Source organism: Bifidobacterium reuteri DSM 23975 (assembly GCF_000741695.1).
GTDB classification, from domain to species: domain Bacteria; phylum Actinomycetota; class Actinomycetes; order Actinomycetales; family Bifidobacteriaceae; genus Bifidobacterium; species Bifidobacterium reuteri.
The window spans coordinates 1-26,416 of the sequence record NZ_JGZK01000008.1 but is presented as its reverse complement, the minus strand read 5'-3'; the positions used below and the strand labels follow the sequence as shown (position 1 = coordinate 26,416).

General features: G+C 60.7%; 14 protein-coding genes and 1 pseudogene. 9 read left to right on the top strand and 6 right to left on the bottom strand.

The genetic code is table 11. The features are described 5' to 3' along the window. Positions 1 to 45: 45 nt before the first annotated feature. On the bottom strand, positions 46 to 2,499 hold the full coding sequence (locus BREU_RS12105) for a DUF4143 domain-containing protein (protein WP_161788310.1): 2,454 nt from the start codon (positions 2,497 to 2,499) through the stop codon (positions 46 to 48). A gap of 981 nt (positions 2,500 to 3,480) precedes the next feature. Further along, complete coding sequence (locus tag BREU_RS07965) at positions 3,481 to 5,304, bottom strand: AMP-dependent synthetase/ligase (protein WP_044089556.1); 1,824 nt, start codon at positions 5,302 to 5,304, stop codon at positions 3,481 to 3,483. A gap of 912 nt (positions 5,305 to 6,216) precedes the next feature. Here BREU_RS07965 and BREU_RS07960 point away from each other — a divergent pair. The 8 genes and pseudogenes from BREU_RS07960 to BREU_RS07930 all read left to right on the top strand — a co-directional run bounded on the left by BREU_RS07960 (position 6,217) and on the right by BREU_RS07930 (position 18,503). Next, the gene (locus tag BREU_RS07960; RefSeq protein WP_238567031.1) at positions 6,217 to 7,698 is read left to right on the top strand and encodes a glycoside-pentoside-hexuronide (GPH):cation symporter; all 1,482 of its coding nucleotides are present in this window, start codon (positions 6,217 to 6,219) and stop codon (positions 7,696 to 7,698) included. Between the two features lie 258 nt (positions 7,699 to 7,956). Next, a complete protein-coding gene (locus BREU_RS07955) occupies positions 7,957 to 9,537 on the top strand; it encodes an ABC transporter substrate-binding protein (protein WP_044089553.1) in 1,581 nt (526 codons plus the stop codon). Between the two features lie 59 nt (positions 9,538 to 9,596). Next, the gene (locus BREU_RS07950) at positions 9,597 to 10,622 is read left to right on the top strand and encodes an ABC transporter permease (protein ID WP_202962228.1); all 1,026 of its coding nucleotides are present in this window, start codon (positions 9,597 to 9,599) and stop codon (positions 10,620 to 10,622) included. Positions 10,623 to 10,765: 143 nt separating this feature from the next. Further along, positions 10,766 to 11,668: an ABC transporter permease gene (locus tag BREU_RS07945; protein ID WP_161788309.1), complete on the top strand. Its 903-nt coding sequence runs from the start codon at positions 10,766 to 10,768 to the stop codon at positions 11,666 to 11,668. Continuing rightward, positions 11,665 to 12,783 carry an ABC transporter ATP-binding protein gene (locus tag BREU_RS07940; protein WP_052382081.1) on the top strand — a complete coding sequence of 373 codons (1,119 nt, stop codon included), beginning with the start codon at positions 11,665 to 11,667 and terminating at the stop codon, positions 12,781 to 12,783. The genes BREU_RS07945 and BREU_RS07940 overlap by 4 nt, the downstream gene beginning before the upstream one ends. 167 nt (positions 12,784 to 12,950) lie before the next feature. Beyond that, a pseudogene (locus BREU_RS12660) lies at positions 12,951 to 13,049 on the top strand (ATP-binding cassette domain-containing protein); the annotation flags it as partial. Between the two features lie 63 nt (positions 13,050 to 13,112). Next, the gene (locus BREU_RS07935; protein WP_414133023.1) at positions 13,113 to 13,874 is read left to right on the top strand and encodes an ATP-binding cassette domain-containing protein; all 762 of its coding nucleotides are present in this window, start codon (positions 13,113 to 13,115) and stop codon (positions 13,872 to 13,874) included. A 198-nt stretch (positions 13,875 to 14,072) separates the two neighbouring features. Then, positions 14,073 to 18,503, top strand: coding sequence for an ABC transporter ATP-binding protein/permease (locus BREU_RS07930; protein WP_044089550.1), 4,431 nt, complete (start codon positions 14,073 to 14,075; stop codon positions 18,501 to 18,503). Between the two features lie 234 nt (positions 18,504 to 18,737). Here BREU_RS07930 and BREU_RS07925 read toward each other — a convergent pair whose 3' ends face one another. The 4 genes from BREU_RS07925 to BREU_RS07910 all read right to left on the bottom strand — a co-directional run bounded on the left by BREU_RS07925 (position 18,738) and on the right by BREU_RS07910 (position 23,759). Continuing rightward, complete coding sequence (locus BREU_RS07925) at positions 18,738 to 19,847, bottom strand: AAA family ATPase (RefSeq protein WP_044089548.1); 1,110 nt, start codon at positions 19,845 to 19,847, stop codon at positions 18,738 to 18,740. A gap of 622 nt (positions 19,848 to 20,469) precedes the next feature. After that, positions 20,470 to 21,816 (bottom strand): Nramp family divalent metal transporter, encoded by a 1,347-nt coding sequence (locus BREU_RS07920; RefSeq protein WP_081886627.1) that lies wholly within the window; start codon positions 21,814 to 21,816, stop codon positions 20,470 to 20,472. A 330-nt stretch (positions 21,817 to 22,146) separates the two neighbouring features. Then, positions 22,147 to 22,890, bottom strand: a complete 744-nt coding sequence (locus tag BREU_RS07915) for an HNH endonuclease family protein (RefSeq protein WP_044089547.1) — start codon at positions 22,888 to 22,890, stop codon at positions 22,147 to 22,149. After that, complete coding sequence (locus tag BREU_RS07910; protein ID WP_044089546.1) at positions 22,890 to 23,759, bottom strand: aldo/keto reductase; 870 nt, start codon at positions 23,757 to 23,759, stop codon at positions 22,890 to 22,892. The genes BREU_RS07915 and BREU_RS07910 overlap by 1 nt, the downstream gene beginning before the upstream one ends. A 229-nt stretch (positions 23,760 to 23,988) precedes the next feature. Here BREU_RS07910 and BREU_RS07905 point away from each other — a divergent pair, with 229 nt between their 5' ends. Next, positions 23,989 to 26,163, top strand: coding sequence for a sugar porter family MFS transporter (locus BREU_RS07905; protein WP_044089545.1), 2,175 nt, complete (start codon positions 23,989 to 23,991; stop codon positions 26,161 to 26,163). The last annotated feature ends 253 nt before the right edge of the window (positions 26,164 to 26,416 follow it).

Sequence of the window (26,416 nt, the reverse complement as noted above, 5' to 3'; positions counted from 1 at the left end):
TTAGATGATTCGCGTTAATCCGATGTGCACTGCACTGAATGCCGATTATCGCGGTATACGATCAAGCTGATCCTGTAACGCAGCGGTCATGGTGCCCATATTCTCGATTAGATTGAATGATTGATTGATGGCATCGGCCAATGGGCGCAGGGGACGCGCAAAATTACCAATCATGCGAATAATGGGTAGCATTTGTGTCACTTCCGGAGGCATAGACAGCGAAGTGCGTAACCCATCGAATGTCGCTCCGATGCTGTCGATTTGGTTGTTGCGTGGAGCTCCTTGTGGAAGGCCCTGAATGAAACCCACGTATTGAGACATGGTGGCATAGGCGTTGTTCCATAGTTTCGACAGGTTTTCCGATGCTTTGTTGAGCAAATCAATGTCAGGTTGTAGTCGTTCTGATAGTTGTATCGCCCATGCAGAATAGACAGACGCATTACCGTTTGCGGGAGCGGGATGATTACTCAATGTCTTTGAGATGTTTTGAAATGATACGGCAAATTTTTGCGCGCACACATCAACTTGTGGTACGAGTTGTTTTATCTCATTCCAAGCACCTAATAAATCCGGTGTGTCGTTTTCCTCCGGCTTGCTCACAACTGACTCTGATATGTCATCAGATTGCGATTGAGTATTAATATCCTCGATTACATTACGAAGTTCTTTCACGATTTCAAGGATTCTTTTTTGACGATCTTCAGTAGACATTAAACGCAAATCGCCCACTAGTAGATACTGTCGATTATGCGCGATGTCCCAAACAGGATCACGATTGCTAATTCCGGTCATGCCTTCTATGCTTTGCAGTATCAATGGAAGAATGCGATTCGGTCCATGTTCCGTGACACGAGTATTGAAATCCAGCAGTTCTTTGCGGCAGGCCTCGCTACGTACATATCTGGGAGTAATTATCGGGAGAATGATATTCGCATTACCGATACCTCGATCAAGTGCTTGACGCCAATCTTCGTCCCAGTTTATAGAGGTCTTATCGACGAATAGCCCGAGCGTATTGCCGGTCTCATAATTGTATTCGCCGATAATATCATTTACAAATTGAAGGATTGCACCACTGAGGTGGTCATTGTCTGCATGACAGTAACTTAAAAACAGATTGGCATCAGTAGGAGCATTGACATGGGCTGACACATCAGTGTCGGACGGCTGCTGAATAAGCAAAGGTGACGGAATCGACACTGAGGAATGTTCAGCATCCAAGCCGGCTGCTTGGAATCCGTCGCTGTCCCACAATGCTGAAATTGGCACAGCCCATATGTTGTCGGTGAATTGCTGCACTTTATCTCCGGTATATAAGACGTAGCCTCGGTGGAAGCGCTTATCACTGTCACGCAATGCAGCAATACCCGCAAAATCTTTGCGGTCCACGGTATTGTTGGATTTCATTTCCAATGCAATAAGCTGATCATCGTGCAACAACACGAGGTCAACCTCTTTGGGTTTATTGCCGGTTTCCCGCCAGTAGAAAGCGTCCGGGTGTATATTGGACCATTGAATTTCCGGAATGATTTGATTGACGGCGAATGATTCAAAAAGTTCGCCGAACAGAACACGATCATTGTGAAAATCTCTGCCGGATTGCCGTATTGTCTCGACACTGAACGATGTATCTACTGGATGTATTTTCGCGCGAGTAAACAGTTGCTTACCAGGTGCTGAGCGCAGGTTCGGTAAGGCAGAGATTAGGAATCGGCGCATAAAAATACTGATGTATCGCTCAATGGTGGCAGGATTCGAATGAACGGTATCGGATATTCTTTTTACATTCAAGATTCCGCCGGGAACGGCAAGTAGCTCTTTGAGTATGGCATCAGCTATTGCTCTGTCCAGCCGTTCTCCGGGTAGTATGGTGTCGCCCAACACATTATCGATATCCGTTCGTATGGAAAGGCGCAAGTCGTTTTCTGCAATAGGCATAGAGGGCATTGCATACGAGGGGAACCCTCCTGTAGTCATATACCTGACTAGTGTAGCCCTATTGGTCTCTGAATGATAGTTCGTATTTGGAGTACCGTTCCACAATAAATCAATGATGCTAGTATCAGTATTTTTATTGATTTCTCTGCGTGTCAGAGGATATAAAGTGTAACGCAGGGAACGACGGGTAAGGGGGTCCTGTCCATCTAGCCCATCTCTGGTGATTGATGCAGAACCTGTAAGAATGAAAAATGGGGTGGAACCTGTTTGCTTGTCGATTACTCTCTTGACGGATAGAGGCAAGTCAGGAATACGTTGAGCTTCGTCGATAATGCAAGGCATAGGCAATGAGTCAACCCATTCATCTAAGCGTGATGAGGCGTAATCAAATGTCCGTTTGTCGGCGAGCGTCTCATAATGGTAGCCGTCTGGCAATTCCGTTTGGACAAGCATGGTTTTGCCGACTGCTCGCGCTCCCTCCAGTACTGCGACTTTGCTTGGGCATTGGCGGAGTACCTGTGCTAGCGGTCGGGCTACGTATCGAGCGTTTGATAGAATCATGATGGTAATTTTATCATATGATGCATAAAAAAATAATACCTTATGCTGTAAAAAAATAATATCTGATGGATTTAGGTTGCTTAAGTTGGTGTTTTTCTTGATAGATGTATCTCGCCGTTCGTAATCGTACGCATTCAAGCTACTAGGACGGGGATAATCTGTCTTTGAAGCCGATTCCACCTTTGTTGAACTACAGGGACATGAATATCTGTGTCCTGATTTCTTCAAGAACGTGCATGGTGAGCTTCGGGAGCAAGAAAGCTTGTCCCTGAAAGCCGGTTTCTGCGCTTGTCGGGTTTCCGGGACAACGCAACCTGTCTCTGAAGCCGATTTCCGCCCCTTTTGAGTTACAGGGACAGGTTTTCGGCGGCCAGCGGCACGTAATCCCTCATATACCGATTGAGAATCGTTGGATTTCCAACGATTCTTCAGATTGCGTTCGTCGCTCGCTCGAGGGGATATTGTCCCTGTAGTCCCAAAAGCGCTGTTTCATCCTACAGAGACAAGAAAACCCGTCCCTGTAGCTCAGATGGCGTGCGTACAGGCCTACAGGGACAAGAAAGTCCGTCCCGGAAGGTGATTTCTGCGCTTATTGGGCTTCAGGGACAACGCAACCTGTCTCTGAAAGCCGGTTTTTGTCCTTACAGAGTTTCAGGGACCGGAAAGCTTGTCTCTGAAGGCGATTTCCATCTTTGTCGAGTTACAGGGACAGGACAATCTGTCTCTGAAGGATAAATGACGTGCATATTGGGGTACGGAGACAAGTAAGCCTGTCCCCGTACCCCAATGCGCCTTCCCTGAGATATCGGGGCATGAAACCTGTCCCGGTGAGGTTTGCTTTGTCCCTCGAGCGGTGTTCCTCAGCCTTTCAGCCTGCCGGGCTCTCAGTCCTCATCCCTCGGGCTCTGCAGGCTCTTCAGTCCTTCAGCTTGTAGCCCCTCAGCCCTGCAGGCCCTGCAACACCCCAGCCCTGCAGCCCTTTCACCGCTTGCCGTTGTAGATTTCGCTGTCGATCACATCGGCGAAGACGCGGTTCACCGCCGGGCGCACCACCTTCAGCGATGGCGTCAGGCACTTGTTATCCTGCGTGAACTGCGTATCCAGCACCGCGAACTTGCGCACGGACTCGGCGCGCGACACCGTGGAATTCGCCTTGTCCACATACTGCTGGATTTCCTCGCGCACCGCCGCGTTCGCGGCCAGGCGATCCACCGGAGTTTCGACGGACAGCCCATGCGCAGGCAGCCACACGGCGAGCGACTCCGGGTCAAGCGTCACCAATGCGCCGATGAACGGCCTGCGATCGCCCACTACCACGCAGTGCTCCACGATCGGGCACTTGGCGATCTCCTCCTCCAGCGGAATGGGGGAGACGTTCTTGCCGCCGGCCGTGATGATGATGTCCTTGATGCGCCCGGTGATGGTGATGCGTCCCGCATCGTCGATCTCCGCCAGATCGCCGGTGCGCAGCCATCCGTCGGCGGTGAACGCCTCGGCTGTCTTCTCCGGCAGATTGTGGTATCCGCGGAACACGTTCGGGCCCTTGACCTGCAGCTCGCCCTCGTCGGAGATGCGAATCGACGAACCGGGTGCGGGCTGGCCGACCGTGCCGATCACGTTGTCGGTCACGCGCGTGGCGGCGAACGGCGCCGCCGTCTCGGTCATGCCGTAGCCCTGGATCATCGGCAGGCCGATGCCGTTGTAGAAGTGCGCCAGATCCAACGACAGCGGAGCGCCGCCGCAGGCCACGTACTTGATCTTCGGTCCCAGTGCGCTGCGAACCGTGCGGTACACGAGAGCCTCGTACTTGGCGCGGTCGGCGATCTCGGCCAGCGTATGCTTCTCGCCGGCCTGCTCCTTGCGGCTCCATGTGCGCGCGGCCTCCGCGGCCTTGGCGAACAGCCGTCCTTTCCAGCCGGTGCCGGCCTTGCGGGAAGCGGCGTTGTAGACCTTTTCGAACACGCGCGGCACGCCGAGCAGATACGTCGGCTCGAAGGATCGCAAGTCGGGCAGCAGGGACTTGGTGTCCGGCAGATAGCCGACCACGCCATCGTCGGAGGCAATCGACGCGTACTGGATGAACCGGGCGAAGCAGTGGGCGAGCGGCAGGAACAGCAGCAGGCGCGGATGGTCGTCGAGAATCATCTCATGCAGGGCCTGGGAGGCGGCAATCGTGATCGAGACGAAGTTCTTATGCGTCAGCTCCGCGCCCTTCGGGTTGCCGGTCGAGCCGGACGTGTACACGATCGTCGCCAGATCGTCGGTGTGCACGGAAGCCACGCGCTCTTGAAGCTCCTCGTCGGAAACGGTCACGCCCAAGCCTTCCAGCGCGCCCAGCGCATTGCCGTCGAACATCAGGATCTGCCGCAGCGTGGGGCAGTGGTCCTTGACGGAATCGAGACGGTCGAAGCGTTCGCGATTGTCCGCCACGGCGAGTTTGACCGAGGAATCGTTCATGATGCGCTGCGCCTGCGAGGCGGAATCCGTGTCGTAGATCGGCACGCTCACCGCGCCGATCGCAGCCAGCGCGAAGTCAAGAATGCCCCATTCGAGGCGGGTGGAGGAGAAGATGGTCACTGCGTCGCCCTTGCCGATGCCCAGTGCGATCAGGCCTTTGGCTGCGGAGGTCACGCTTTTGTGGAATTCGCCGGTGGTCACGTTCTGCCAGTGTCCGGGGCCGAGTTTTCTGGCGGCGATCACGGTGTCCTCGCCAGTGCGGGCGATGCGGTCGGTGAGCAGGGAATAGATGGTCTGATCGTCGCGAACCACGATCGATTCGCCGGGGGTGGTGTATTCGGTGAGCATGTGCGCTGTTGTTCCTTAATTGATGATTGCCGAGTGAAGTGGCCGTTCATCATGACTGTGGAAGTGGGCTGTAGGGCTATGTGAAGTTATGGTTGTGTGCTGTTATGTGCGATAGCTGGCGTGCTATGCCGCAGCACTGTTCGTTCGGTCGGTGTCGCATACGATGGTTCCCCGGCCATGCTATTCACAGAGGTTACGCTGGCGTAGGTGATGCCGCGTTGTGCGGAGTGGAGAAGTCCGGCGTGCGATTTTGTGCATCGCCTACAAGTTCGGCTTCACTCATCTCGCCAAACGTACGCTTGTGTGCCGCGTCGTAAGTCCGTTGATTTATATGGCTCCCCTTGTCAGGGGAGCTGGCCCGGCGGGACTGAGGGGTAGTCAATTCATCAAAGAGCTACTGATGCAGGATATACGATGGGGTTTCGCGCCCTGTTATCTCGGTAAACGTACACTGAGCGGCGGTAAGCGTACGTTTGGTGAGGTAAGGGGTACTGAAGCCGCAGTAAACGTACGCGGGCGGTCCGATGGGGCGCAGTGCGATGGGGTACACAGTGTGATGGGGCGCAGTGCGATGGGGTACACAGTGTGATGGAGCGCAGTGCGATGGGGTACACAGTGCGATTGAGGACAGTGTGATGGGGCGCAGTGCGATAAGGTATCTCGCCCCGTTTCGTCATGTTTCGATGTCTCAATAACGATTTCGCAACGGCGCGATAACGGAATGACAACAATCGGGGCCAGCTGATAACAGTTCCGCAACGATTCGCGCGCAGGGAGGATTTTGAGCGTTTTTGTGCGCAATCGTCTCCTAATATGCCATTCGGCAATCGGTGATAGCGCAACCATTACCGATAAAACACACATGAAGTCATCAATTCAGAACAAAAACAGACGTGTAAGAGAGGAAGCACTATGTCTGTTGCCCTGACTGGACACGTGGCCATGACCACGGACAACGCGAAAGCACAAGGAGAAGCCGCCGACGAGAACTTCAACGGCGTGCTGCCGCTGAAGGAGAAGCTCTCCTACCTGAGCACCGATATGGCAGGCAACCTGCTGTACTCCTCGCTCGGCACCTACATCATGTTCTTCTACACCGACGTGTTCGGCATCACCGCCGCCGCTGCCGGCTGGATTCTGCTGATCGCCCGTATCGGCGACTGCATCTCCGCCCCGGTCTGGGGCTCCATCGTCGACCACACCAAGACCAAGTGGGGCCAGTCCCGCCCGTTCTTCCTGTGGATGGCCGTGCCGTTCGCGCTGACCGTGTTCCTGGCGTTCACCGCCCCTGACCTGCCGCCGGCAGGCAAGGTCGTCTACGCCACCATCACCTACATCCTCGCCGCCGGCCTCGTCTACACCGGCATCCAGACGCCTATCACCGCAATCCTCTCCAACCTTACCCCTGACCCGGCCGAGCGCGTGAAGGCCAACACCTTCCGTCTGTCCGGCGGCCTGTTCGGCACCTTCATCACCGCCGTGTGCACCCTGCCGCTGGTCAACTGGGCCGGCAAGGCGATCACCGGCGAGACCAACCAGAAGGTCGGCTTCATGTTCACCTTCGCGGTCTACGGCGTCATCGCCGTGGCCCTGCTGTGGTTCGCCTTCCGCAACATCCGCGAGCACAACTACGATCCGAAGACCCAGAATCCGCTGCCGTTCAAGGAAAGCCTGCACGCCATCAAGGGCAACTGGCCGTGGATCACGCTGATCATCGCGTTCGTCATCTTCTGGATCGCCCAGGAAGACCGCATGTCCGTGGCCGTGTACTACGCCAAGTACAACCTGAACAACGAGAACCTCGCCACCGTACTCAACGGTATGCAGATCCTGGGCCTGATCACCACGTTCCTCATCCCGCCGCTGTCCAAGAAGCTCGGCAAGGCAGGCAAGACCGACACCATGATTCTCGGCATGGTGATGGCCATCGTCGGCCAGCTGCTTCTGCTCACCGCCTCCAACAGCTTCGCGCTGTTCGTGGTCTTCTGGGCCATCTCCATCCTCGGCGCCGCCATGGCTCTGGCCATGCCGTTCGCGATGCTCGCCGACACCGTCGATTACGGCGAATGGAAGAACGGCATCCGCGCCGCCGGCCTGCTCTCCGCTGTCGGTGCCTCCTTCTGCATCCAGTTCGGTTCCGGTCTGGGCAACCTGATCCCCTCCAAGATCATGGCCGCCGCCGGCTACGTGGCCAACCAGCAGCAGACCCCTGAGGCCCTGAACGCCATCCAGTTCTGCTTCATCTGGCTGCCGATCATCGTATACGCGATCTGCATCTTCATCATGCTCTTCTACCGTCGCTTCGAAAAGAACGAGCCGGCCATCCGCGCCGCGCTGGCCGACCGCCGCGCCAAGGCGGACGCCGCAGCCGACGCCGCCGCAGCAGTCGCCTGACATGCATGACTTTGCCGTGTCCTTCATCGATGTTGGCCATCGACGTCGGCCATCGCTGAGCTACCGCCGAGCTGATAGCCGGCGCTAACCAACGCCGATAGCGAAGCGGCAAGACCACGATTGCACCAGAGCGCAGTCCCTCCTAGGATGGACTGCGCTCTTGCATATTCAGGCATACGCGTGTTCAGCCCGTTCGCACGGCGGGCAGCAGTCGCACCTGAAACAGCAGATACAGAGAACCAAGTAGAGGAATCAGAGATGAAGAAGACCAGCACCATTCGTGCCATCCGCACGGCGCTGACGGCCGCGACCGCCGCCGTGCTCGCGATCTCGCTCGCCGCCTGCTCGCAGACCGGCGGCTCCACCACGTCCGCCACCGGCGCCAGCGCATCCGGCGACCAGACCACGTTCACCTATGCGCGCTCCGCTGCCGTGAGCTCGCTCAACCTGTGGACCGAGATCACCTCCAACAACGCGTTCGCCATCGACAAGATCTTCGAGCCGCTCGTCAGCTTCGACAAGAACGGCAAGATCATCGACTGGCTCGCCAAGTCCCACCAGATCTCCGACGACGGCCTGACCTACACGTTCACCCTGCGCGACGGCCTCAAGTTCTCCAACGGCAAGAACGTCACCGCCGAAGACGCCGTCTTCTCCCTCCAGCAGCATCAGGCCGAGAAGGACGCTGCCCTGCCGCTGACCGCCGACATCGCCTCCGTCACCGCGCCGGACGAGCACACGGTCGAAATCAAGCTCAACAGCCCGTACACCCCGCTGCTCGCCGAACTGGCCAACTTCTCCAACGGCATCGTACCCAAGGACTTCGGCGGCAAATCCGAAGCCGACTTCTTCGCCAACCCGGTGGGCACCGGCCCGTTCGTCGTCTCCAAGTGGGACAAGTCCGGCGACCTGACCTTCACCAAGAACGAGAACTACTGGCAGAAGGGCAAGCCGGGCATCAGCAAGCTCGTCTACAAGCTCGTGGAGGACGGCACGCAGGCCGTCAACCAGCTCAAGACCGGCCAGGTGGACGGCATCGAGGACCCGGCGCTCGAGAACCTCGACGAGCTCGAAAACGGCAACGACACCAAGGTCGAGACCGCCGGCAGCTGGGTCACCCATACCTTCTTCTTCAACACCGCCGACGAGCACTTCGCCGACGTGCATGTGCGCCGCGCGCTCGCCTACGCACTCAACCGCGCCGACGTGACCAAGGCCGTCTCGTTCGGCCACGCGGACACCGCCAAGACCGTGCTGCCCAAGGCCATCGAATACAGCACCCAGGACTCCATCAAGCCGGTGGACAACGACCTCGCCAAAGCCAAGGAGGAGATCGCCCAGTCCAAGTACCCGGATGGCTTCGAGGCCAAGATCCTGCTCGCTTCCGGTAACAACGCCTACTCTCAGGCCGCGCAGCTCCTGCAGTCCGCGGCCGCCAAGGTCGGCGTCAAGCTGGACATCGACTCGGTGGACATCGCCACCTTCCGCTCCCGCTTCAAGGCGTTCGACTACCAGATCATGATCAACTCCGCCCAGGCCGACTACCCGGACGCCGACTCGATCATCGACTTCCAGGCGGACCCGGACGGCTTCAGCAAGTCCTACTGGACCAGCTACTCCAACCCCGAGGTCACCGCCGAACTCAAGAAGGCGCAGGTGACCCCGGACGGCGACGAACGCGCCGACCTGTACGAGAAGATCCAGCAGACCCTGGCCGACGAGGTGCCGTACATTCCGCTATACTCCCCGCAGATCGTCAAGGCACTGCGCAAGAACGTGAACGGCCTCGAAGTCCTGCCGAACAACTCCGTCCGTTTCCAGGACGTCACCCTCGGCTGATTCCCGGTTCTTACCCGGGTTATAGCCGTACCGGTTCCCGTAGCCGTACAATAACCACCATGATTACTTCACGACATGCCGCCCTCGTCCGATGGCTGGGCGGCATTGTCGTACATATGCTGCTCGTGCTCGCTCTGGTCACCGTCGGCGTGTTTTTGATCGTGCGACTGGTGCCCGGCGACCCGGCGCAGATGGTGCTGGGGCTCAAGGCCCGGCCCGAGCAGATCGCCGACATGCATCGCCGCCTTGGCCTCGACCAGCCTCTCTGGCGGCAGTTCACCTCGTTCATCGCCACCCTGCTCACCACCGGCGACACCGGCCTATCCATTGCCTACAACGCATCCTCGCGCGCGCTGGTCTTGAGCCGCATGCCGGTCTCCCTGTGGCTGATAGGCTGTTCGGCGGTGCTCGTCGTGGCGATCTCCTTGCCGCTGGCCATGACCGCGGCGCTGCACAAAGACGGCTGGGTGGACCAGCTCGTGCGCATCGTGCCGACAATCACGCTCGGCATGCCTGAATTCTGGGTCGGACTCGTGTTCGTCCTGCTGTTCGCCGTGACGCTCAAGATCTTCCCGGTGGGCGGTGTCCAGCCGGGCATCGACGGCATGCTGTATTCGATGGCGTTGCCCTCGCTGACCATCGCCCTCGCCCAGACCCCGTTTATCGTGCGGTCATTGCGCACACGGATCCTTGAAGTACTCGGGTCTGATTTCGTCGTGACCTTACGTGCCGCCCACCTGCCCGAGCGTGTGATCCGTCGGCATGTGCTGCGCAACGCGCTCCTGCCGGCCCTGCAACTGTACGGCATGAAGATCTCGTTTTTGGTCGGCGGCACGTTGGTGGTGGAGCAGGTGTTCGGCCTGCCGGGTGTCGGTTCGCTGTTGTTCAACGCCATCACCGCGCGTGACTTTCCGTTGATTCAGGCCATCGCCATCTACTGCGCGCTGGGCGTGGTGCTGGTTTCGGTCGTCGTCGAGATCGCCGGCGGACTCATCGACTACCGTGTACGGGGCGCAGCAGTCGGCGGGCGGAATCGTGCGGCGGCCGGCGAGTGGAATAGCGCGGCAGCCAGGGGAGCGCTGTGACCATGCGGATGCCGACTTCAGAACCGAGCCATGTGCAGTCTATACAGACGCCATCCGAACGATCAGCGATGCTTTTCGGACAGAATGCAACGTCGTCTTCCCCGTCGCCAGAACGGGCCCGACAGCATCGGCAATCTCGACCGGTGGCAGTTGAGCATAACAGTGATTCTCAGGTTCCGCAACGCGGCTCGAAGCAGCCGCAGAACGTGCTTTCGCATTACTCGTTGCGGCTGCGCGTGTTGGAGCATCGCCTACCACATACGTTGATCGCGGGGCTGGCACTGCTCGCCGCAATAGTGCTTGCGGCCATCATCATCCCGGCAGTCTCCCCATACGACCCCATCGCCGAAGACATCCCTTCCATGCTGCAGCCGCCCTCCTTCGCGCATCCTTTCGGCACCGACCAACTCGGGCGCGATCTGCTTGTGCGCGTGGCTGCGGCCGGGCGCGTCGATCTGGCTTTGATGGTGGGCGTCGAACTGCTGCCGTTCCTCATCGGCACATGCGCCGGGCTCGTCGCCGGATACTACGGCGGTTGGCCGGACCGCATCATCACGCTGCTCTCCGACGCGCTCATAGCGTTCCCGTTCTATCTGCTGGTGGCCGTGGTGGCGTTCGTCACCGGCACCGGCATCACCGGCATATTCCTCACGTTCCTGATCATGGGGTGGATCATCTTCGCGCGCACGGTCAAAGGCGCCACCGCCTCGCTCGCGGGAGCCGAATGGGTGGACAGCGCGCGCGTGATGGGCTTCTCCGACGCTTCGATCCTGTTCCGCCAGCTCCTGCCGAACGTGCTCTCGCAGGCGGTGATCGTGCTGGTCAGCGACATGGTCGCCCTGCTCGTGGCGATTGTGACGCTCGGCTATCTGGGGCTCGGCGTCAGGCCGCCTACTCCTGACTGGGGCACGATGATCGCCGATGGGCAATCCTTCCTCGCCACACGATGGTGGGTGTCCACGCTGCCGGGTGCCGCGGTGGTGCTGGTCGGCATCGCGCTGGCCCTGATCGGCGACGGGCTCAACGACATGAGGAGGCGGGCATGAGTTCTGATGCGGCTACAACCGCAGCTGATTCGTCGGTCGAAGCCAATATCGAAGCCGCCGCGCGACCTGATGCGGCTTTGGGCGGCGGTTGCACGACTGCCGGTGATTCCACCGATGCCGTAGCGCCGACTCAGTCACTGGTCAAAGTAAGGGATCTTCTCATCCACGCCTCTTTGACTGGCCGTCCGCTGGTGGATGGCGTCTCGTTTGATGTGGCTCCCGGAGAGGCGGTGGGCATTGTCGGCGAATCAGGCTCCGGCAAAAGCCTGACCCTGCGCGCGGTCATGGGACTGCTGCCTGAAGGCGTGACGCTCGCTAATCCGGAGTCGGCAATCACCATTGCGCCACTCCCGGCAGCGGCTGCCGGGGTTTCTCGCGGTGCTGGTGTCACCACTCTTCCGGCTCCTCCTGAGCAAGGGGAGACGGCTGCACAGCAGATTGGAGGAGTTGCCCGTGAGAGCGTTCGCCCAGGCGCATCGGCACCTTCCCGCGCTCCCCGCCTCGCGATGATTTTCCAGGACCCGGTGTCTTCCCTCGACCCTCTCAGCGGCGTGGTCCGGCAAGTGGCCGAGGTGCTGCGGTACAACCGGCATCTCCGCCGCCGTGAAGCCCGAGCGCAGGCCGCTGATCTGCTGGTCTCGCTCGGTTTGCCGGAGTCGTTGCGGGCGGCTGACCGCTATCCGGGCCAGCTGTCCGGCGGACAATGCCAGCGCGTCGGCATCGCCATCGCGCTCGCCACCAATCCGAACATCCTCCTGTGCGATGAGCCGACCACCGCGCTGGACGTCACCGTGCAGCTGCAGATCCTCGACCTGCTCGCCGATCTGCGAGACCGGCTCGGTCTGACCATGCTGTTCGTCACCCACAATCTCGGTGTCGCCGCCCGACTGTGTTCAAGGCTTATCGTCATGCAGCACGGGCACATCGTGGAAGCCGGGCCGACCGAGCAGGTCCTGCGGCATCCGCAGGATGAATACACGCGCCGGCTGGTCAGCGCGGTCCTGCCGATTCCGGATGCTGGTGAAGTTGCCACTGATATGAGGGCGCAATTGACGGACGGGGCCAGGAATACTGGTAATACCGGGAATACTGGAAACACGGAGACGGAAGCATGAGTGCACATATGGCCGGGCACAATACGGTCGAGCACACGGTCGAGCATACCGCTGAACATACGGTCGAGCTGCCAGCACAATCAACCGATGTGATTCTGACGTTGCGCGACATCACCGTGCAGTACAGCGGCTTTATGGCGGTGGATCATGTGTCGCTCAACCTGCCACGAGGCGGGGCCATCGGCATCGTGGGGGAGTCGGGCGCAGGCAAATCCACGCTCGCACGGGTCGCCGCCGGGCTCATCGCGCCCACGTCCGGGCAGGTACTGCTCGACGGGCGTGTGCTGGCACCGGTTCGCCGCACCCGCGAGCAACGCCGACGTGTCCAAATGGTATTCCAGAATCCGGATTCCTCATTGAACCCAAGCCATTCGATTCGCCGTATCCTCGCCGAAGGCATGCTGCTGCACAAGACGCTCGGGCCGCATCCAGACGCTGAGGCCGTTGATGCGCGTTGCCGCGAATTGCTGCGCATGGTTGGTTTGGGCGGCGACTCCGACGCCATTGATGACACCGGCAACATGACGGTGCAAGGCGGTGTCGGTGCTAGCGCTGCTTCGGCCGGTGCTCGCAGTGCTTCGGCCGGTGTCCATAGTGCTTCGGCCGGCACAGGCGTGAGCGCGAATACAGTTTTGGGAACCACCGGTAGTGACGCAGGCGCATCTGCATCTGCGGCTGTGCTCGCAGCGGCCGACGTCAGCGAGCTGAACGACATGCTGTCCCGCCGCCCGCAGGCGTTTTCCGGCGGCCAGCGCCAGCGCATCGCCATCGCCCGTGCGCTCGCTGTGAATCCGGACGTGCTGATAGCGGACGAACCCACCAGCGCGTTGGACGTCTCGGTGCAGCACGAGGTTTTGGAGCTTCTGGCTGATTTGCGCCGCACCCGAGGTCTCAGCCTCATGCTCATCACCCACGATCTGGGCGTGGCCAACGCATTGTGTGACAGCATCATGGTCATGCGTGCCGGCCAAGTGCTTGTGCATAAGCCGACCGCAGCATTCTTCACCGATCCTGGCCCTCGATATGCCCGCGACCTCCTAGCCGCATCCCGCAGTGTCGCCATTGCTGCGCCTATACGGGGACAGGTTTGAGCCTTAATCAGGCAAATCAGCCCCTCGTAAGCGAGAAAGGCAAGGACGTTCAAGTTCACAAGTTGCGTACGACCCCTGTGAGATATGTCGCTGCATAGCACTCTAGCGTTTGCTGGACTTTTCCATTATGTTGGGAACGATTACGCACAATTGGGCTGCTGAGGAATGACCCGATAGCGAAGGGAAAGCAGGAGAAGCATGTTCGATAAACGGCTCTTTCAATTAGCGCCCGGCCTCAAAGGTCTCGTGGCCGGCAAAGTGGCATTGATGTGGGTGGGTCTGCTGTCCAACATCGGTTTCATGCTCTCTCTGGTCATGCTGCTGCAGGGACTGCTCTCCCTCGCCGACCCGCACCTCTTCGCGTGCGATGCCGCATCACCGGCCGATTGCCCGTCCAACCTGTTCGATGTTCCGGGTCTCGAAGCCGCACCGATGGCTGGCGACCTGCTGGCTTACGTGCTGTTGATGATCGTGTGCGCGGCCATTCGTTACGCCACCACCACCGGCTCGGCCCGCCTCGGTACCGAGGCCGCCGAACGGGTCAAGCTCGCGCTGCGCTCCAAGCTGTACCGCAAGATGCTGCGCCTCGGCCCCTCCTACGCCTCCCGCGTCAAGACCTCTGACGTGGTGCAATCCGCCGGCGAAGGCGTCGAACAGATCCAAAGCTTCTTCGAGCTGTTCCTGCCGCAGCTCTTCTACGCGATTCTCGCGCCGATCACGCTGTTCGCGGTCATCGCGCCGATAGACATGCCCTCCGCCCTGACCATGCTGCTGTGCGCGCCGCTCATCATCATCGTCACCGGCATGGTCTCCATGACCGCCGCCCGCGCCTTCAAGAAGTACTGGGGCCGCTACACCGACATGGGCGCCGCCTTCCTCGACAACCTCCAGGGACTCGAGACCCTCAAGAACTTCGACGCCGACGACCGTGCCGCCGCCGACATGGACCGGAAGGCCGAGGGTTTCCGCGTGATGACCATGCGCGTGCTGCAGATCCAGTTGCGTTCACTCACGGCCATGGATGTGGTGGCCTACGGCGGTGCCGCGGCCGGTATCGGCGTAGCCCTGTGGCGCTATGCGCACACTGACGGCACTTACATGCCCGGCACGGTCTGGCAGCCCATCGACATGGCCGCGCACCTGCCCGGCCCGCTCGCCTATGTGGCCTACGGCCTGCAGTATCTGATGCCGTTCGGCTCCGGCTTCCCGCTCACGCTGGCCGGACTGCTGTTCATCATCCTCCTGTCCGCCGAGTTCTTCATCCCGATGCGCCAGCTCGGCTCGTTCTTCCATGTGGCCATGAACGGCATGACTTCCACCAAGCGCATCTTCGCGCTGCTTGACGCGCCCGAGCCCGCGCACGGCAGTGCTAATCTGCCTGCGTCCGCCGGAGGCGAGGCGGGCCCGTCGCTCGAAGTCGAGTTCTCGGATGTTTCGTTCTCCTACACGGATGCCGGGGCAAGCACTTCTGATGTCGCATCCACTGCCACGCAGGCCCTCGCCGACGTGTCCTTCACCGCACGGCCCGGCGAGCTGACCGCCATCGTCGGCGTCTCCGGCTCCGGCAAATCGACGGCCGCGGCCCTCATCGCCGGCACTTTGGAAGGCTATCAGGGATCGCTCACCATCGGCGGGGTCGAATCACGTGAGCTGTCCGGCGAGACTTTGGCCCTCAATGTGACTCTGATCGGTGCCAGCAGCCATCTGTTCGCCGGCACGCTGCGCGAGAACCTGACCATGGCGTTGCCGCTGGACTATGCTGCGGCCGATTCCGTAAACGTTGACGGTTCCGTTGACTCTGGCACTGCTGCGGGTTCCGCTGATGCCGCTGACGCCGTGGAGCGACGACTCTGGGCCGCGCTCGAACAGGCTCGCATCGCCGACTTCGTGCGTAGCCGGCCGGCTGGTCTGGATATGACGATTGAACCGGACGCCGCCAACCTGTCTGGCGGACAGCGTCAGCGCATCGCCATCGCCCGTGCGCTGCTGCATGACTCCCCGATATTCGTCTTCGACGAGGCCACCAGCAGTGTGGATGTGGAATCCGAGGAGCTTATTCTCGCCACGATTCGCGAACTGGCGCATGTCGGCGGCAAGACGGTCATCATGATCACGCACCGCATGGCCAATGCCGGACATGCCGATCAGGTGGTGGTGTTCGACCATGCGCACGTAGTGGAGACCGGCATGCATGCGTCGCTCTTGGTGGCCCACGGCAGATATGCCGAGATGTATGCCACGCAGGCCGCCATCGAGAACATCGCTACGAATGCTGGACAGGATACGCAGCAGACGGTTGGTGTTGCTGCAGCCGATGCGGCTCACGAGGATGCCGCTGGCCGCACCAACGCCGCCGCTTATGCCCACGCCGGTGCCGCAGTAGCCCCCGCCGATGCCACAGTACACGCCGATACCGCAGCAGACAGCGACCCGGACGCAGTGCCCAGCACTACGGCTACCGGCTCCAACGCAACCGTAGTCCCCGCCCGGCTCACCACCTTCCAGACCGTCATGCGACTGCTCAAGGTGGCGGCCCCGCTCACCAAGCTCATGGTCGCGGCCACTGTCTCCGGCTCCATCGGCCATCTCGCAGCCACCTTCCTGCCGGTGTTCGGCATCGTCGCGGGCTTCGCGCTCGCCGGCAACCCGGTATGGGGTATCGGCGTCGTGCCAGCCGTCGTCGGCATGATCATTTGCGCCCTGCTGCGCGGCATCACCCGGTATGTGGAGCAGTACCTCAACCACAACGTGGCCTTCCATCTGCTCGCGCTCTTCCGCTCCAGGGCATTCGCGGCCCTGCGACGTCTCGCGCCCGCCAAGCTCGCCGGCAAGGGTAAGGGCGACCTGATCGCGATGCTCACCACCGATGTGGAGCTGCTCGAAATCTTCTTCGCGCACACCATCAGCCCGGTGGCCATCGCCATCACCACCACCATCGTGTATGCGATCATCGCCGCCACGCTCAACCCGTGGATGGCGCTCGCGCTGGTCGTCTCGCATCTCGTGGTCGGCGTGCTCATCCCGAAGTTCTTCGCCACCGGCGTGCGCAACCTCGGTCCGGCGATCCGAGGCGCCGCGGGCCAGCTCGACAACGTTATGCTCGACGATATGCGCGGCCTGGACGAGATTATCCGCTTCGGCCGTGGCGAGGACCGAGCCCGCGCCATCGAGGACCGCACCCGTGCCCTGTGGCGCGACCACGCCAGACTCAGCCGTGTCAACGGGCGGTTCGCCGGCATCGGCGGCCTCATTGTCATCGCCCTCAACATGCTGGTGTTGGCCGTGGTGCTTTCGCTCGCCGCCGGTGATGCGCATCGCATTCCGGCGCTGGTCGCCGCGTTCGTGCTGTTCACCAGCTCGTTCGGCCCCACCCTCGCCCTGAGCGCGCTGCCGGCGAACCTCACCCAGACGTTCGCCGCCGCCCGCAGGCTTTTCGGCATCATGGACGAAGCCCCGGCCGTCATCGAAACCGGAACCAGCAAGCCCGACTATCAGGGTATGACGCTTGACCACGTCACCTTCGCCTATCCGACGGCTGCGCCGGATGCCGCCGGGTCTGCCGTGTCTGCCGCGTCGGAAGCGTCGGAGACCACTGCGTCTGCCGCGGCGGTTGCGAAGAGCGAGGGCGGGAATGACGGCAATAGTCCCTCCCGCGCCATCCTCGACGACTTCACGCTCGACATCCCGCGCCACGGCATCCTCGGCGTCCAAGGTCCGTCCGGCCGTGGCAAGTCCACTATGCTCAAACTGCTCATGCGCTATTGGGATCCACAGTCCGGCCGCGTACTGCTCTCCGGTACGCCGCTGCCCGAGGTGGATGCCCATCATCGCCGCCGCGTGCAGGCCATGATGAGCCAGGATACGCACCTGTTCGACGGCACCATCCGTGACAATCTGCTGATCGCGCTGCCCGAATCAGTGATCGAGGTCGCCGGGTATGCGGCGGACGGCACTGTGAAAACGACTGTGAAGTCGGCTGTGGACACGGCTGTGGATTCGACTGCGGATTCGGTGGTACAGCCGACCCCGGAAGTGCAGTCCGCTTCTACCACTTCAGCTGTCCCCTCCACTTCAGCGGTTCAGTCCGCACCGGCAGTTTCGGCCACGACCGTCACCCCGTTGGACGCCCGCCTGCGCGAAGCGTTGGCAAAGGCCTCGGTTCTGGATCTCGTCGACTCGCTGCCCAATGGGCTCGATACCCAGGTCGGCGAGCTGGGCGACCGTCTCTCCGAAGGCGAACGCCAGCGCATCGGTCTGGCGCGCGTCTTCCTGCGCAATGCCGACATCGTGCTGTTCGACGAGCCCACCAGCCGTCTTGACGCGCTGAACGAGGCCATCATCCTGCGGTCGATTCGCGGTCTGGCTCAGGATGCAGACGTCGCTCAATCCCAGCCGGAAGCGGCTTCTGCGTCCGTGCCCGGTCCGCAGGGAGCGGTGTCCGGCCACGCATCTCGCGAAATTCAGGGTGCCGAATCGCAATCTGCTGACTCCCAAGGCGCGGAATCCCAAGGCGTGGTATCTCGCGCTGTCGCATCCCAGAGCGCGGAATCCCACGCTGCCGCCGTGATTCTGGTCTCCCACCGGGAATCCGCCATGCGCGTCGCCGACCGCACGCTGCATCTTGATTGAGGCTTTATTGGTGCGGATACAACATTTCATGAGCGAGTTTTAGGCGAAGCTTCACATTTTATGAGCGAGTTTTCCGCAATTCACAACATCCATAATGATCGCCCGAAGTGCGGCAATCCACATTATCGAAGGTTTTCCAGCCGGAGCATCGAAGCATTCTGCATCGCAGTAATGATGAACGGTATTACATGCCGCATTGACTAGTGGAAGAGAACCATAAGAATCCGCCGGAGATCATTCCGGCCGATGCAGGGAACGTAGGTATTCTCGCAGGAACGGGATGGCGAAATCGACGAAGCCTCGCGCCGGAGACGCGATGATGTGGTCTTCGATCAGACGCTGACGGTAGATGTTGGCATAGTCCATGCTCTCGCCCATACGCGCAGCGACTTCCGAGGTCGATGACGGTCCGTCATCCTGTGCCATGGCCGTCACATAGTCGACCGCCCGCTCGGACAGCTGCTTGACCACGGGAGCACACACTCCTTCGCCAAGTTTTGCCTTCGACTGTTCCACACCGGCCTTCACGTCGTCCAATGAGATCGTGCGACCCGATTCATCGGCACGCCGGCGGGCGGTTCGCCACATGTTGTATCCGACCAGCTGGATCATGTACGGGTAGCCGCCCGTGCTTTGCGCTGCGAAATCCAAGGCTTCGTCCGTAATCGACAGTCCTGCGCCCCGAATCGTGGATGCGAATGCGTCCCGCACTTCATCCAGCGGCACATCACCGAGTTCCTTGATCGAGGCGCGACGCAGGAACGTCAGCACCTTGGCGTTGAGCAAATCGGACACGAGAGAAGGCAAGCCCGCGAAGACGAACGCGACTTCCGCATTGTCGCGCAGCATGTGCTGAGCAGCCGTGGCAATGGCGGTCATGTCCTCCATGCTCGCATCCTGTGTCTCATCGATGGTAATCAGAAGACCTTTGCCTTTGCCCAGCGCACGAAGCCGCGCTGACATGGCGTCGCGCAGCGTGGAGGGGCGTAATGCCGGCGCTATGTTCACCTCGCCCAAGCTGGCGCCCATCAGCGACGGTTTGATGTTCACTCCGGCGATGCGGCTCGATTCCGGGGCGATACGAGCGATGAGGCGTTCCGCCAAACCAGCAGATGCCGTTTCATCAATCACCGTCCAGTGACGTCGAGCGGCGATCAGCCCCAGTTCCGTCAGCATCACGGTTTTCCCGCTACCTCGCGGCCCTGTGATCAGCATCAGGCGATCGGGCGCACCGGGACCATCATCCAACCCTTCAGAGAAATCCAATCCGATGGATTCGCGACCGATGAGCACCGGCGGCATCACGCCTGCCGTTGGTTTGAATGGATTCGCGGGGAACGTCATGACGAGTCTCCTTCGCAACGCCGGTTGTCCTAGTATACCTTCAATATACCTGTCTATAGAACAAATAGAAAATCCATAGAACAAACTCGCCCTACGAATCATAATGGCTTGCTACCATTGTAATTCCAACGATAGTAAGCCCTATATAGGATACAAAATAGAACAAATAGAACAAATAGAACAAGAAGCAACACCGCGATTGAACAATTCCACTGAGCAACACGGCCTGCGACCATTGGTCGAAGCATTGCAACAGGCCCAGAAAAATGGCACGTTCGCATTGGCATGAGTGACGGTTGCGTCTGTCAGCGACCGGAGGTAATCTCCCCGGATGCGGCACGGTGCCTATTCTCGGGCATATCTTGCAGTTGTGTGTACGCCAGGCGCGCGCACATCGGCTAGGCTGACGGGCAAGAACTCCACGATCGTTGCAATTCCGCCATTATGCAACACCACTGACACGACGCGAGCTGCCCGTTTTCACCCGATCTCCAGCCGCCGGTACACACAACTGCAAGATATGGTGCAAAACAGCCCACTTTTCGCCCCACACCCCAGCCTCAAGCCCAGTCCCAGCCTCAGCCTCAGCCTCAGCCTCAGCCTCAAGCCTCAGCCTCAAGCCTCAGGCCTTGCCGAGGATCGTCAGCACGATCAGCAGCACGTTCAGCGCGATGATCAGCACGGCTACGGCGATGAAGATCGCATGCTTGACCGGGCCGTCCACCCATTTGCCCATGAGCTCCTTGTCATGCGTGTAGCGCATCAGCGGGATGATGGCGAACGGGATGCCGATGGAGAGGATCACCTGGCCGACCACGAGCGCCTCGGTCGGGTTCGGTGCGAACCAGAGCACTATGAGCCCCGGCACCAGCGTCACCACACGGCAGGCCCACATCGGCGCCTTGATACGCAGCAGGCCATGCATGATCTCCGAACCGGCGTAGGTTCCCACCGACGTCGAGCTCAGTGAGGATGCCAGCAGGCCGATGGAGAAGATAGTGCCGATCGCCGGGCCCAATACCGAGACAATCGCATGCTGCGCCCCCTCGATGGAATCGGTGCCCTTCATGCCGTACAGGGAGTTCGCGGCCAGAATCAGCAGGCTCAGATTCACCGTGCCGGCGAGCAGCAGCGCCCAGACCACATCGACCTTGGAGCCGTCAAGCAGACGCTTGGTGGAGGGCTTGGCCTGACCGGGCGCGTAATGGTCGTTGACCAGCGTGGAATGCAGGTAGATGGCGTGGGGCATCACCGTGGCGCCCAGCATGGAGGAGGCCATGAGTACGGAGTCCGTGGTGGTGAAATGCGGGATCAGGCCGCCGGCTACTTCGACCGGGTTCGGCGGCGCGATGAACAGGCCGGCGATGAAGCCGAACGTAATGACCAGCAGCAGCGCAATGACCATCTTCTCGAACAGGCGATGGGTCTTGCCGCCCTCGAACATCAGCAGCACGGTGGAGACGGCACCGATCACGCAGCCGCCCACGAACAGCGGCAGGTCGAATAGCAGGTTCAGGGCGATGGCGCCGCCGATGAGTTCGGCCAGATCGGTGGCGATGGCGATGACCTCGGCCTGCATGAAGAACATGAACCGGCCGGCGTCATGCATACGCTCGCCAAGCAGCTCAGGCAACGATTTGCCCGTCACGATGCCGAGTTTGGCGGATTGGTACTGGATGAGCACGCTCATCATGTTGGCCATCACCAGCACCCAGACGAGCAGATAGCCGTACCGCGCGCCGGAGGTGATGTTGGCGGCCACGTTGCCGGGGTCCACGTATGCCACGGCCGCCACGAACGCCGGGCCCAGGATTCCCGCAAGCGCATGACCGTGATGGGTGGTCTTGGCGCCGCTGCCTCCTTCCGCCCGCGCTGCAGCACGCTCCTTGTCGATCTCGGCGTCGTCTCGGTCGATGGCGGCCGCAGTCTGCGCGTCGACGATGTTCAGGTCAGGATGTTCGGAGACCAGCCGTTCGCGGTTGGGATTGATGGTGCGACGCTTGTCGATGGTGTGCATACGACCGTAGCCGCGGCCATGCGTACGGCCGTTCGTGATGGTGGGATCGTTGGTGCGCGGCCTGTTCTGGTCAGACGCAGGCTTGTCTTCGCTGTCCTTGTCGTTGAGCTGATTCGTGGTCTTGCCTTCCCCTCATGCACCGTTCGGGTACCGTTTATGCACTGTCTGGTACCGGCCCCTGTTATAGCGTCGCCATGTTACTTCGTCAACATCGGTTTTCCGCGCAGCATTTCCACCAGTATTCCCGCCCGCCCCTCGTAACGCAGATATGTCAAAGACAAATCACTGATCGGCGGGGACCGCCTGCCCCGGGCAGTTGTGCAATACGGCAAGCATCGCGGTCTTCTCCTGACTGGTGACGCTCAGATGGTACTTGTCCTTGACGCCGATCTGCCGGGCCACGTAATCGCACCGGTATGCGGCATTGGTGGGCAGCCAGTATGCCGCAGACGCTGACCCCTTCTCCTGATTCGCGGGACCGTCCACGGCCAGCAGGTTGTACGGGTCGTTGCCGAACTGGAGACGCTGCGCGGAGTCCCAGTCGCGCGCGCCGGATTGCCATGCGTTTTCGAGCGCCACCACATGGTCGATCTGCACTTTGGCGCTGGTGTTGCGGCCGCGCACGAAGTGGATGGTCTGGCCGGTGTACGGGTCGGCGAGCGTGCCGGATGAGACCTGGCAAGAGCCGGCGTGCTTGTACACCACGTCGGTCAGGTCGCGGGCGAGCACGTCCTCGCGCACGTCGCAGCCGTTGCCGTCCGTGTCGGTTTCGCGGAAGCCGAACGCGTCGCGGTCGTAGCCGTCAGGATTCTGATTATCGTCCACCGTGAGCGCGTTCAGGGTGTCGGCGGCCGAGCCGGTGGCCGTATATCTGCCGGTGACAGTGGCCGCGGTGGGACTGACCTGCGGCAGCAGCAGTCCTGCGGTGACGCCGATGATGGCGGCTATCACCAGCAGGATCAGGATGCGCTCCAATGGATTGGAGGCGTTGATGCCTCGCCGGAAATGCGTTGATCGGCGACTCATCAGGCGTAGGTGAAGGTGGCAGGGTCGTGGCCTGCGCGGGTCGGGCCGTCGAGCGCGTCGATGGCCTCATGCTCTTCGGCGGTCAGGGCGAAGCCGAACAGGTCGAGGTTCTCCTGCTGACGCTCCGCGTGCACGGACTTCGGGATGATGATGGTGCCGTTTTCGATGTGCCAGCGCAGAATCACCTGCGCAGGGCTCACCTGATGCGCCTCGGCGATGCGCGCAATCGTGCCGTCGCCGGCGTTGAGGTCAGCGCCACGGGCCATCGGCGAATAGGCTTCCACGGCTATGCCGTGCTCCTTGCAATAGGTCACCACTTCGCGCTGCTGCCAGGTGGGGTGCAGTTCGATCTGGTTCACGGCAGGCCAGGAGCCGGTCTCCTGATAGAGACGGTCAAGGTCGGCGGGCATGAAGTTGCAGACGCCGAGCGTGCGGGCGCGGCCCTCCGTGCGCAGTTTGATGAACGCCTTCCACGTGTCGGTGCTGCGCCAGTCGAAGGGGGTGGGCCAATGGATCATATACATGTCCACGTAGTCGAGCTGAAGCTTGGCGAGCGAATCGTCGAAAGCGCGCAGCGCGGAATCGTAGCCCTGCTGCGAGTCGCGCAGCTTGGTGGTGACCCACAGGGTCTCGCGCTTGGCGCCAGTGTTGTAGCCGGTGGCGGCGAGCGCGCGGCCCACGCCCGCCTCGTTGTTGTAGCCGGCCGCGCCGTCGATGTGACGGTAGCCGGCCTCAAGTGCGGATTCCACGACCGGGGTCACGCCATCGTCGTCGATGCGCAGCACGCCGAGGCCGATCTGGGGGATGGAGTGGCCATCCTTGAGCGGGATGTCCGGTACGTTCGCTGGGTTGATGTGACCGTTGGTCATGAGCGATGCTCCTTCATATAGTGGTTCGATACAGTGGTTCAACATACGGTTCATCATGATGGCCGTCGCTGCTCCGGCGTCACGATTCGATGGCATGTTCGGCTACTCGCCACTGTACACGTTGCCGTATGGAACAGCTATGAAACGGCTATGGGACAGCCGCGGTACAATCCTTCCCGGTGCGACTAATATGAACACAGTCCCCATGCTGTATTGAGAGGAAGGGCATATGGCGGGCCTGTTTCAGGATGCCACAAAACACAACAACCCGTTGGGAACAGCCATTCGTACGCAGGGCTCTGGCAAATACACCTTTGGCCTGGCACTGAGCGCGGGGCTCGCCGGGCTGCTCTATGGCTACGACACCGTGTCCATCTCCGGTGCCATCGAATTCCTGGACATTCGGTATGGGCTCAGCACCTTCATGGAAGGCTTCGTCATCTCCTCCATCATGGTCGGAGCCATGGTCGGGGCCGCGGCGGCCGGTTTTCTTTCCGACACGTTCGGCCGCAGGCGCATCCTGATCATCGGCGGCGGATTCTTCTTCGTGGCCGCCATCTGGAGCGCATTGACCGTCGGTCCGATTGACCTGATTGTTTCGCGCATGGTCGGAGGATTCGGCATCGGCCTGACCGCCGCCCTGGCCGTCACCTACATCACCGAGTCAGCGCCGACCAACATCCGCGGCCTGCTCTCGTTCTCCTATCAGATGCTCGCGGTGTGCGGCATCTTCCTGACCAACGTCATCAACTACATCATCGCCTCGTACGGCTCGCATCACTGGGATGTGACCACCGGCTGGCGCTGGATGCTGGGGCTCGGCGCCATTCCGGCGGCCGCTTTTCTGCTGGCGATGCTGCACGCTCCGGAAAGCCCACGATTCCTGATCCAGGTCGGCAAGACCGATGAGGGATTCGCCGTGCTCGAGCACATTCTCGGCACCGAACGCGCCCGGTTGAAAGTGGACGATATCAACGCGTCGGTGAAACTGGAACATGAGATGTCCAGGGAGTTCCACGATCTCTTCCGCCCGGGGTTGCGCAAGGCGCTGGGCATCGGCATCTTCCTTGCGGTGTTCAATCAGCTGATCGGCATGAATGCCATTTCCTACTATGGTCCGGTGATGTTCTCCAATCTGGGCTTCAAGGGGGACACGGAATTCCTGACCGCCGCATGCGTGGGCGGCGTGGAACTCGTGGCCACGGTGATCGGCCTGTATCTCATCGACACGTTCGGGCGCAAACGACTGATGGAGGTCGGCGCGGGCATGATGTGCGCATTCGCGTTCTGCATCGCCATCTCATACGCCATCCAGAGCGCTTTGCTGACATTCGTGTTCGTGATTGCGTTCACCGCATCGTTCGCGTTCTCCATGGGACCGATTCCCTGGATTGTGATACCTGAACTCTTCCCCACGTATCTGCGCGGCCGGGCGACGGGCCTGTGCGTGATGAGCCTGCTGTTCGCCAACTGGATCATCGCCCAGTTCACGCCGTTGATGATCGACGGCTGGGGTGGAGGCATCTCCTTCACCATCTTCGGCGCCGTGAATCTGATCTGCCTGCTGGGTATTGTCAAGCTCGTACCGGAGACCATGGGACGCACGCTCGAGGAGATCGAGCATCTGTGGCAGCCGAAAACCCCGCTCGCCGCCGCCAAATACGCTCTGAGTTCAGCTGATGCGAACATCCGCCACGCGGAAGCCACACTGCGACGTGTCGAAAACGAACGACTGCAGGCGTTGGGCATTATGACCGCCGCCGAACGCGCCCGCATCGGAGCCCGGCAGAAGATGATTGAGCTGCAGACTCAGCAGAATGTCGCGGCGATGCGCCGGGATGAGGCCCGGCATGATGCCGCCGAGGACCTGCGAGCCGAACAACTGAAGCATACTGCGGGTCACCCTGCTGTTTCCGATGCGCGACTCGCTGCTGGCGCATACCCGTCCGTCAGCGCGTTTTCGGGTGCCGGCGGCAATCATGGCGACAGCCATAGCGGCAGGCATATGGTCGACGAACCCGCCAATATCGATGACGCAACGATGATAGTGCCCGAGTCCCTCGCGGCCGTACAGGCGGAGGCGGCGGCTCATGCGGTGGCGAACGCACCTGTGCCGTCGACTACTCATGTGGCTGCACCAGCGCCGCCCACGACCGATGCCACGGTCGCTCAGCCTGTTGCGCCGATGTCGGAGCCGCTTCCCGCCCGGCCTGTGGTCCCCGAACCGACACAGCAGCAGGTGTCGATTTCGGCGTTGGAGCAATCCCGCAATGGCAATGGCATCGGCGTGATTCTCCCCGACACCACGGCCCCGTCCTATGATGCGGCCGAGGCCGAGGACGCCCGCGAAACCAAGGCCATCAATCAAGCGCTTGATTCCCTAGACGCCCTGATCAAGGCCTAGTGGTCCGTCTCGTGATTGGTTGAGCGGTGCTGCCTCCCTCTGACGGGACGTTGCCGTGAAGCGAACAGCGGAGCTGTTCGTAGGCAACGTGCGAGCCGGCAGGCGAGCCAGCAGAATGCCGCGCGCAGCGCGTCCGTAATTGCAGGACGGGCTGTCAGCGAAGCAAACAGCGGTGGTATTTCGGCCCCCTCTGACGAGGGGGCTGTCAGCGGAGCTGACTGGGGGAGAGACCAAACCAAGTTGACTACCCCTC

Excerpts from the sequence above, each read along its gene's own strand:
- BREU_RS07930 (WP_044089550.1), top strand. The coding sequence starts at position 14,073 with ATGTTCGATAAACGGCTCTTTCAATTAGCGCCCGGCCTCAAAGGTCTC.
- BREU_RS07925 (WP_044089548.1), bottom strand. The coding sequence starts at position 19,847 with ATGACGTTCCCCGCGAATCCATTCAAACCAACGGCAGGCGTGATGCCG.
- BREU_RS07965 (WP_044089556.1), bottom strand. The coding sequence starts at position 5,304 with ATGCTCACCGAATACACCACCCCCGGCGAATCGATCGTGGTTCGCGAC.
- BREU_RS07955 (WP_044089553.1), top strand. The coding sequence starts at position 7,957 with ATGAAGAAGACCAGCACCATTCGTGCCATCCGCACGGCGCTGACGGCC.
- BREU_RS07910 (WP_044089546.1), bottom strand. The coding sequence starts at position 23,759 with ATGACCAACGGTCACATCAACCCAGCGAACGTACCGGACATCCCGCTC.
- BREU_RS07905 (WP_044089545.1), top strand. The coding sequence starts at position 23,989 with ATGGCGGGCCTGTTTCAGGATGCCACAAAACACAACAACCCGTTGGGA.
- BREU_RS07915 (WP_044089547.1), bottom strand. The coding sequence starts at position 22,890 with ATGAGTCGCCGATCAACGCATTTCCGGCGAGGCATCAACGCCTCCAAT.
- BREU_RS07935 (WP_414133023.1), top strand. The coding sequence starts at position 13,113 with ATGGTATTCCAGAATCCGGATTCCTCATTGAACCCAAGCCATTCGATT.
- BREU_RS07960 (WP_238567031.1), top strand. The coding sequence starts at position 6,217 with ATGTCTGTTGCCCTGACTGGACACGTGGCCATGACCACGGACAACGCG.
- BREU_RS07950 (WP_202962228.1), top strand. The coding sequence starts at position 9,597 with ATGATTACTTCACGACATGCCGCCCTCGTCCGATGGCTGGGCGGCATT.
- BREU_RS12105 (WP_161788310.1), bottom strand. The coding sequence starts at position 2,499 with ATGATTCTATCAAACGCTCGATACGTAGCCCGACCGCTAGCACAGGTA.
- BREU_RS07940 (WP_052382081.1), top strand. The coding sequence starts at position 11,665 with ATGAGTTCTGATGCGGCTACAACCGCAGCTGATTCGTCGGTCGAAGCC.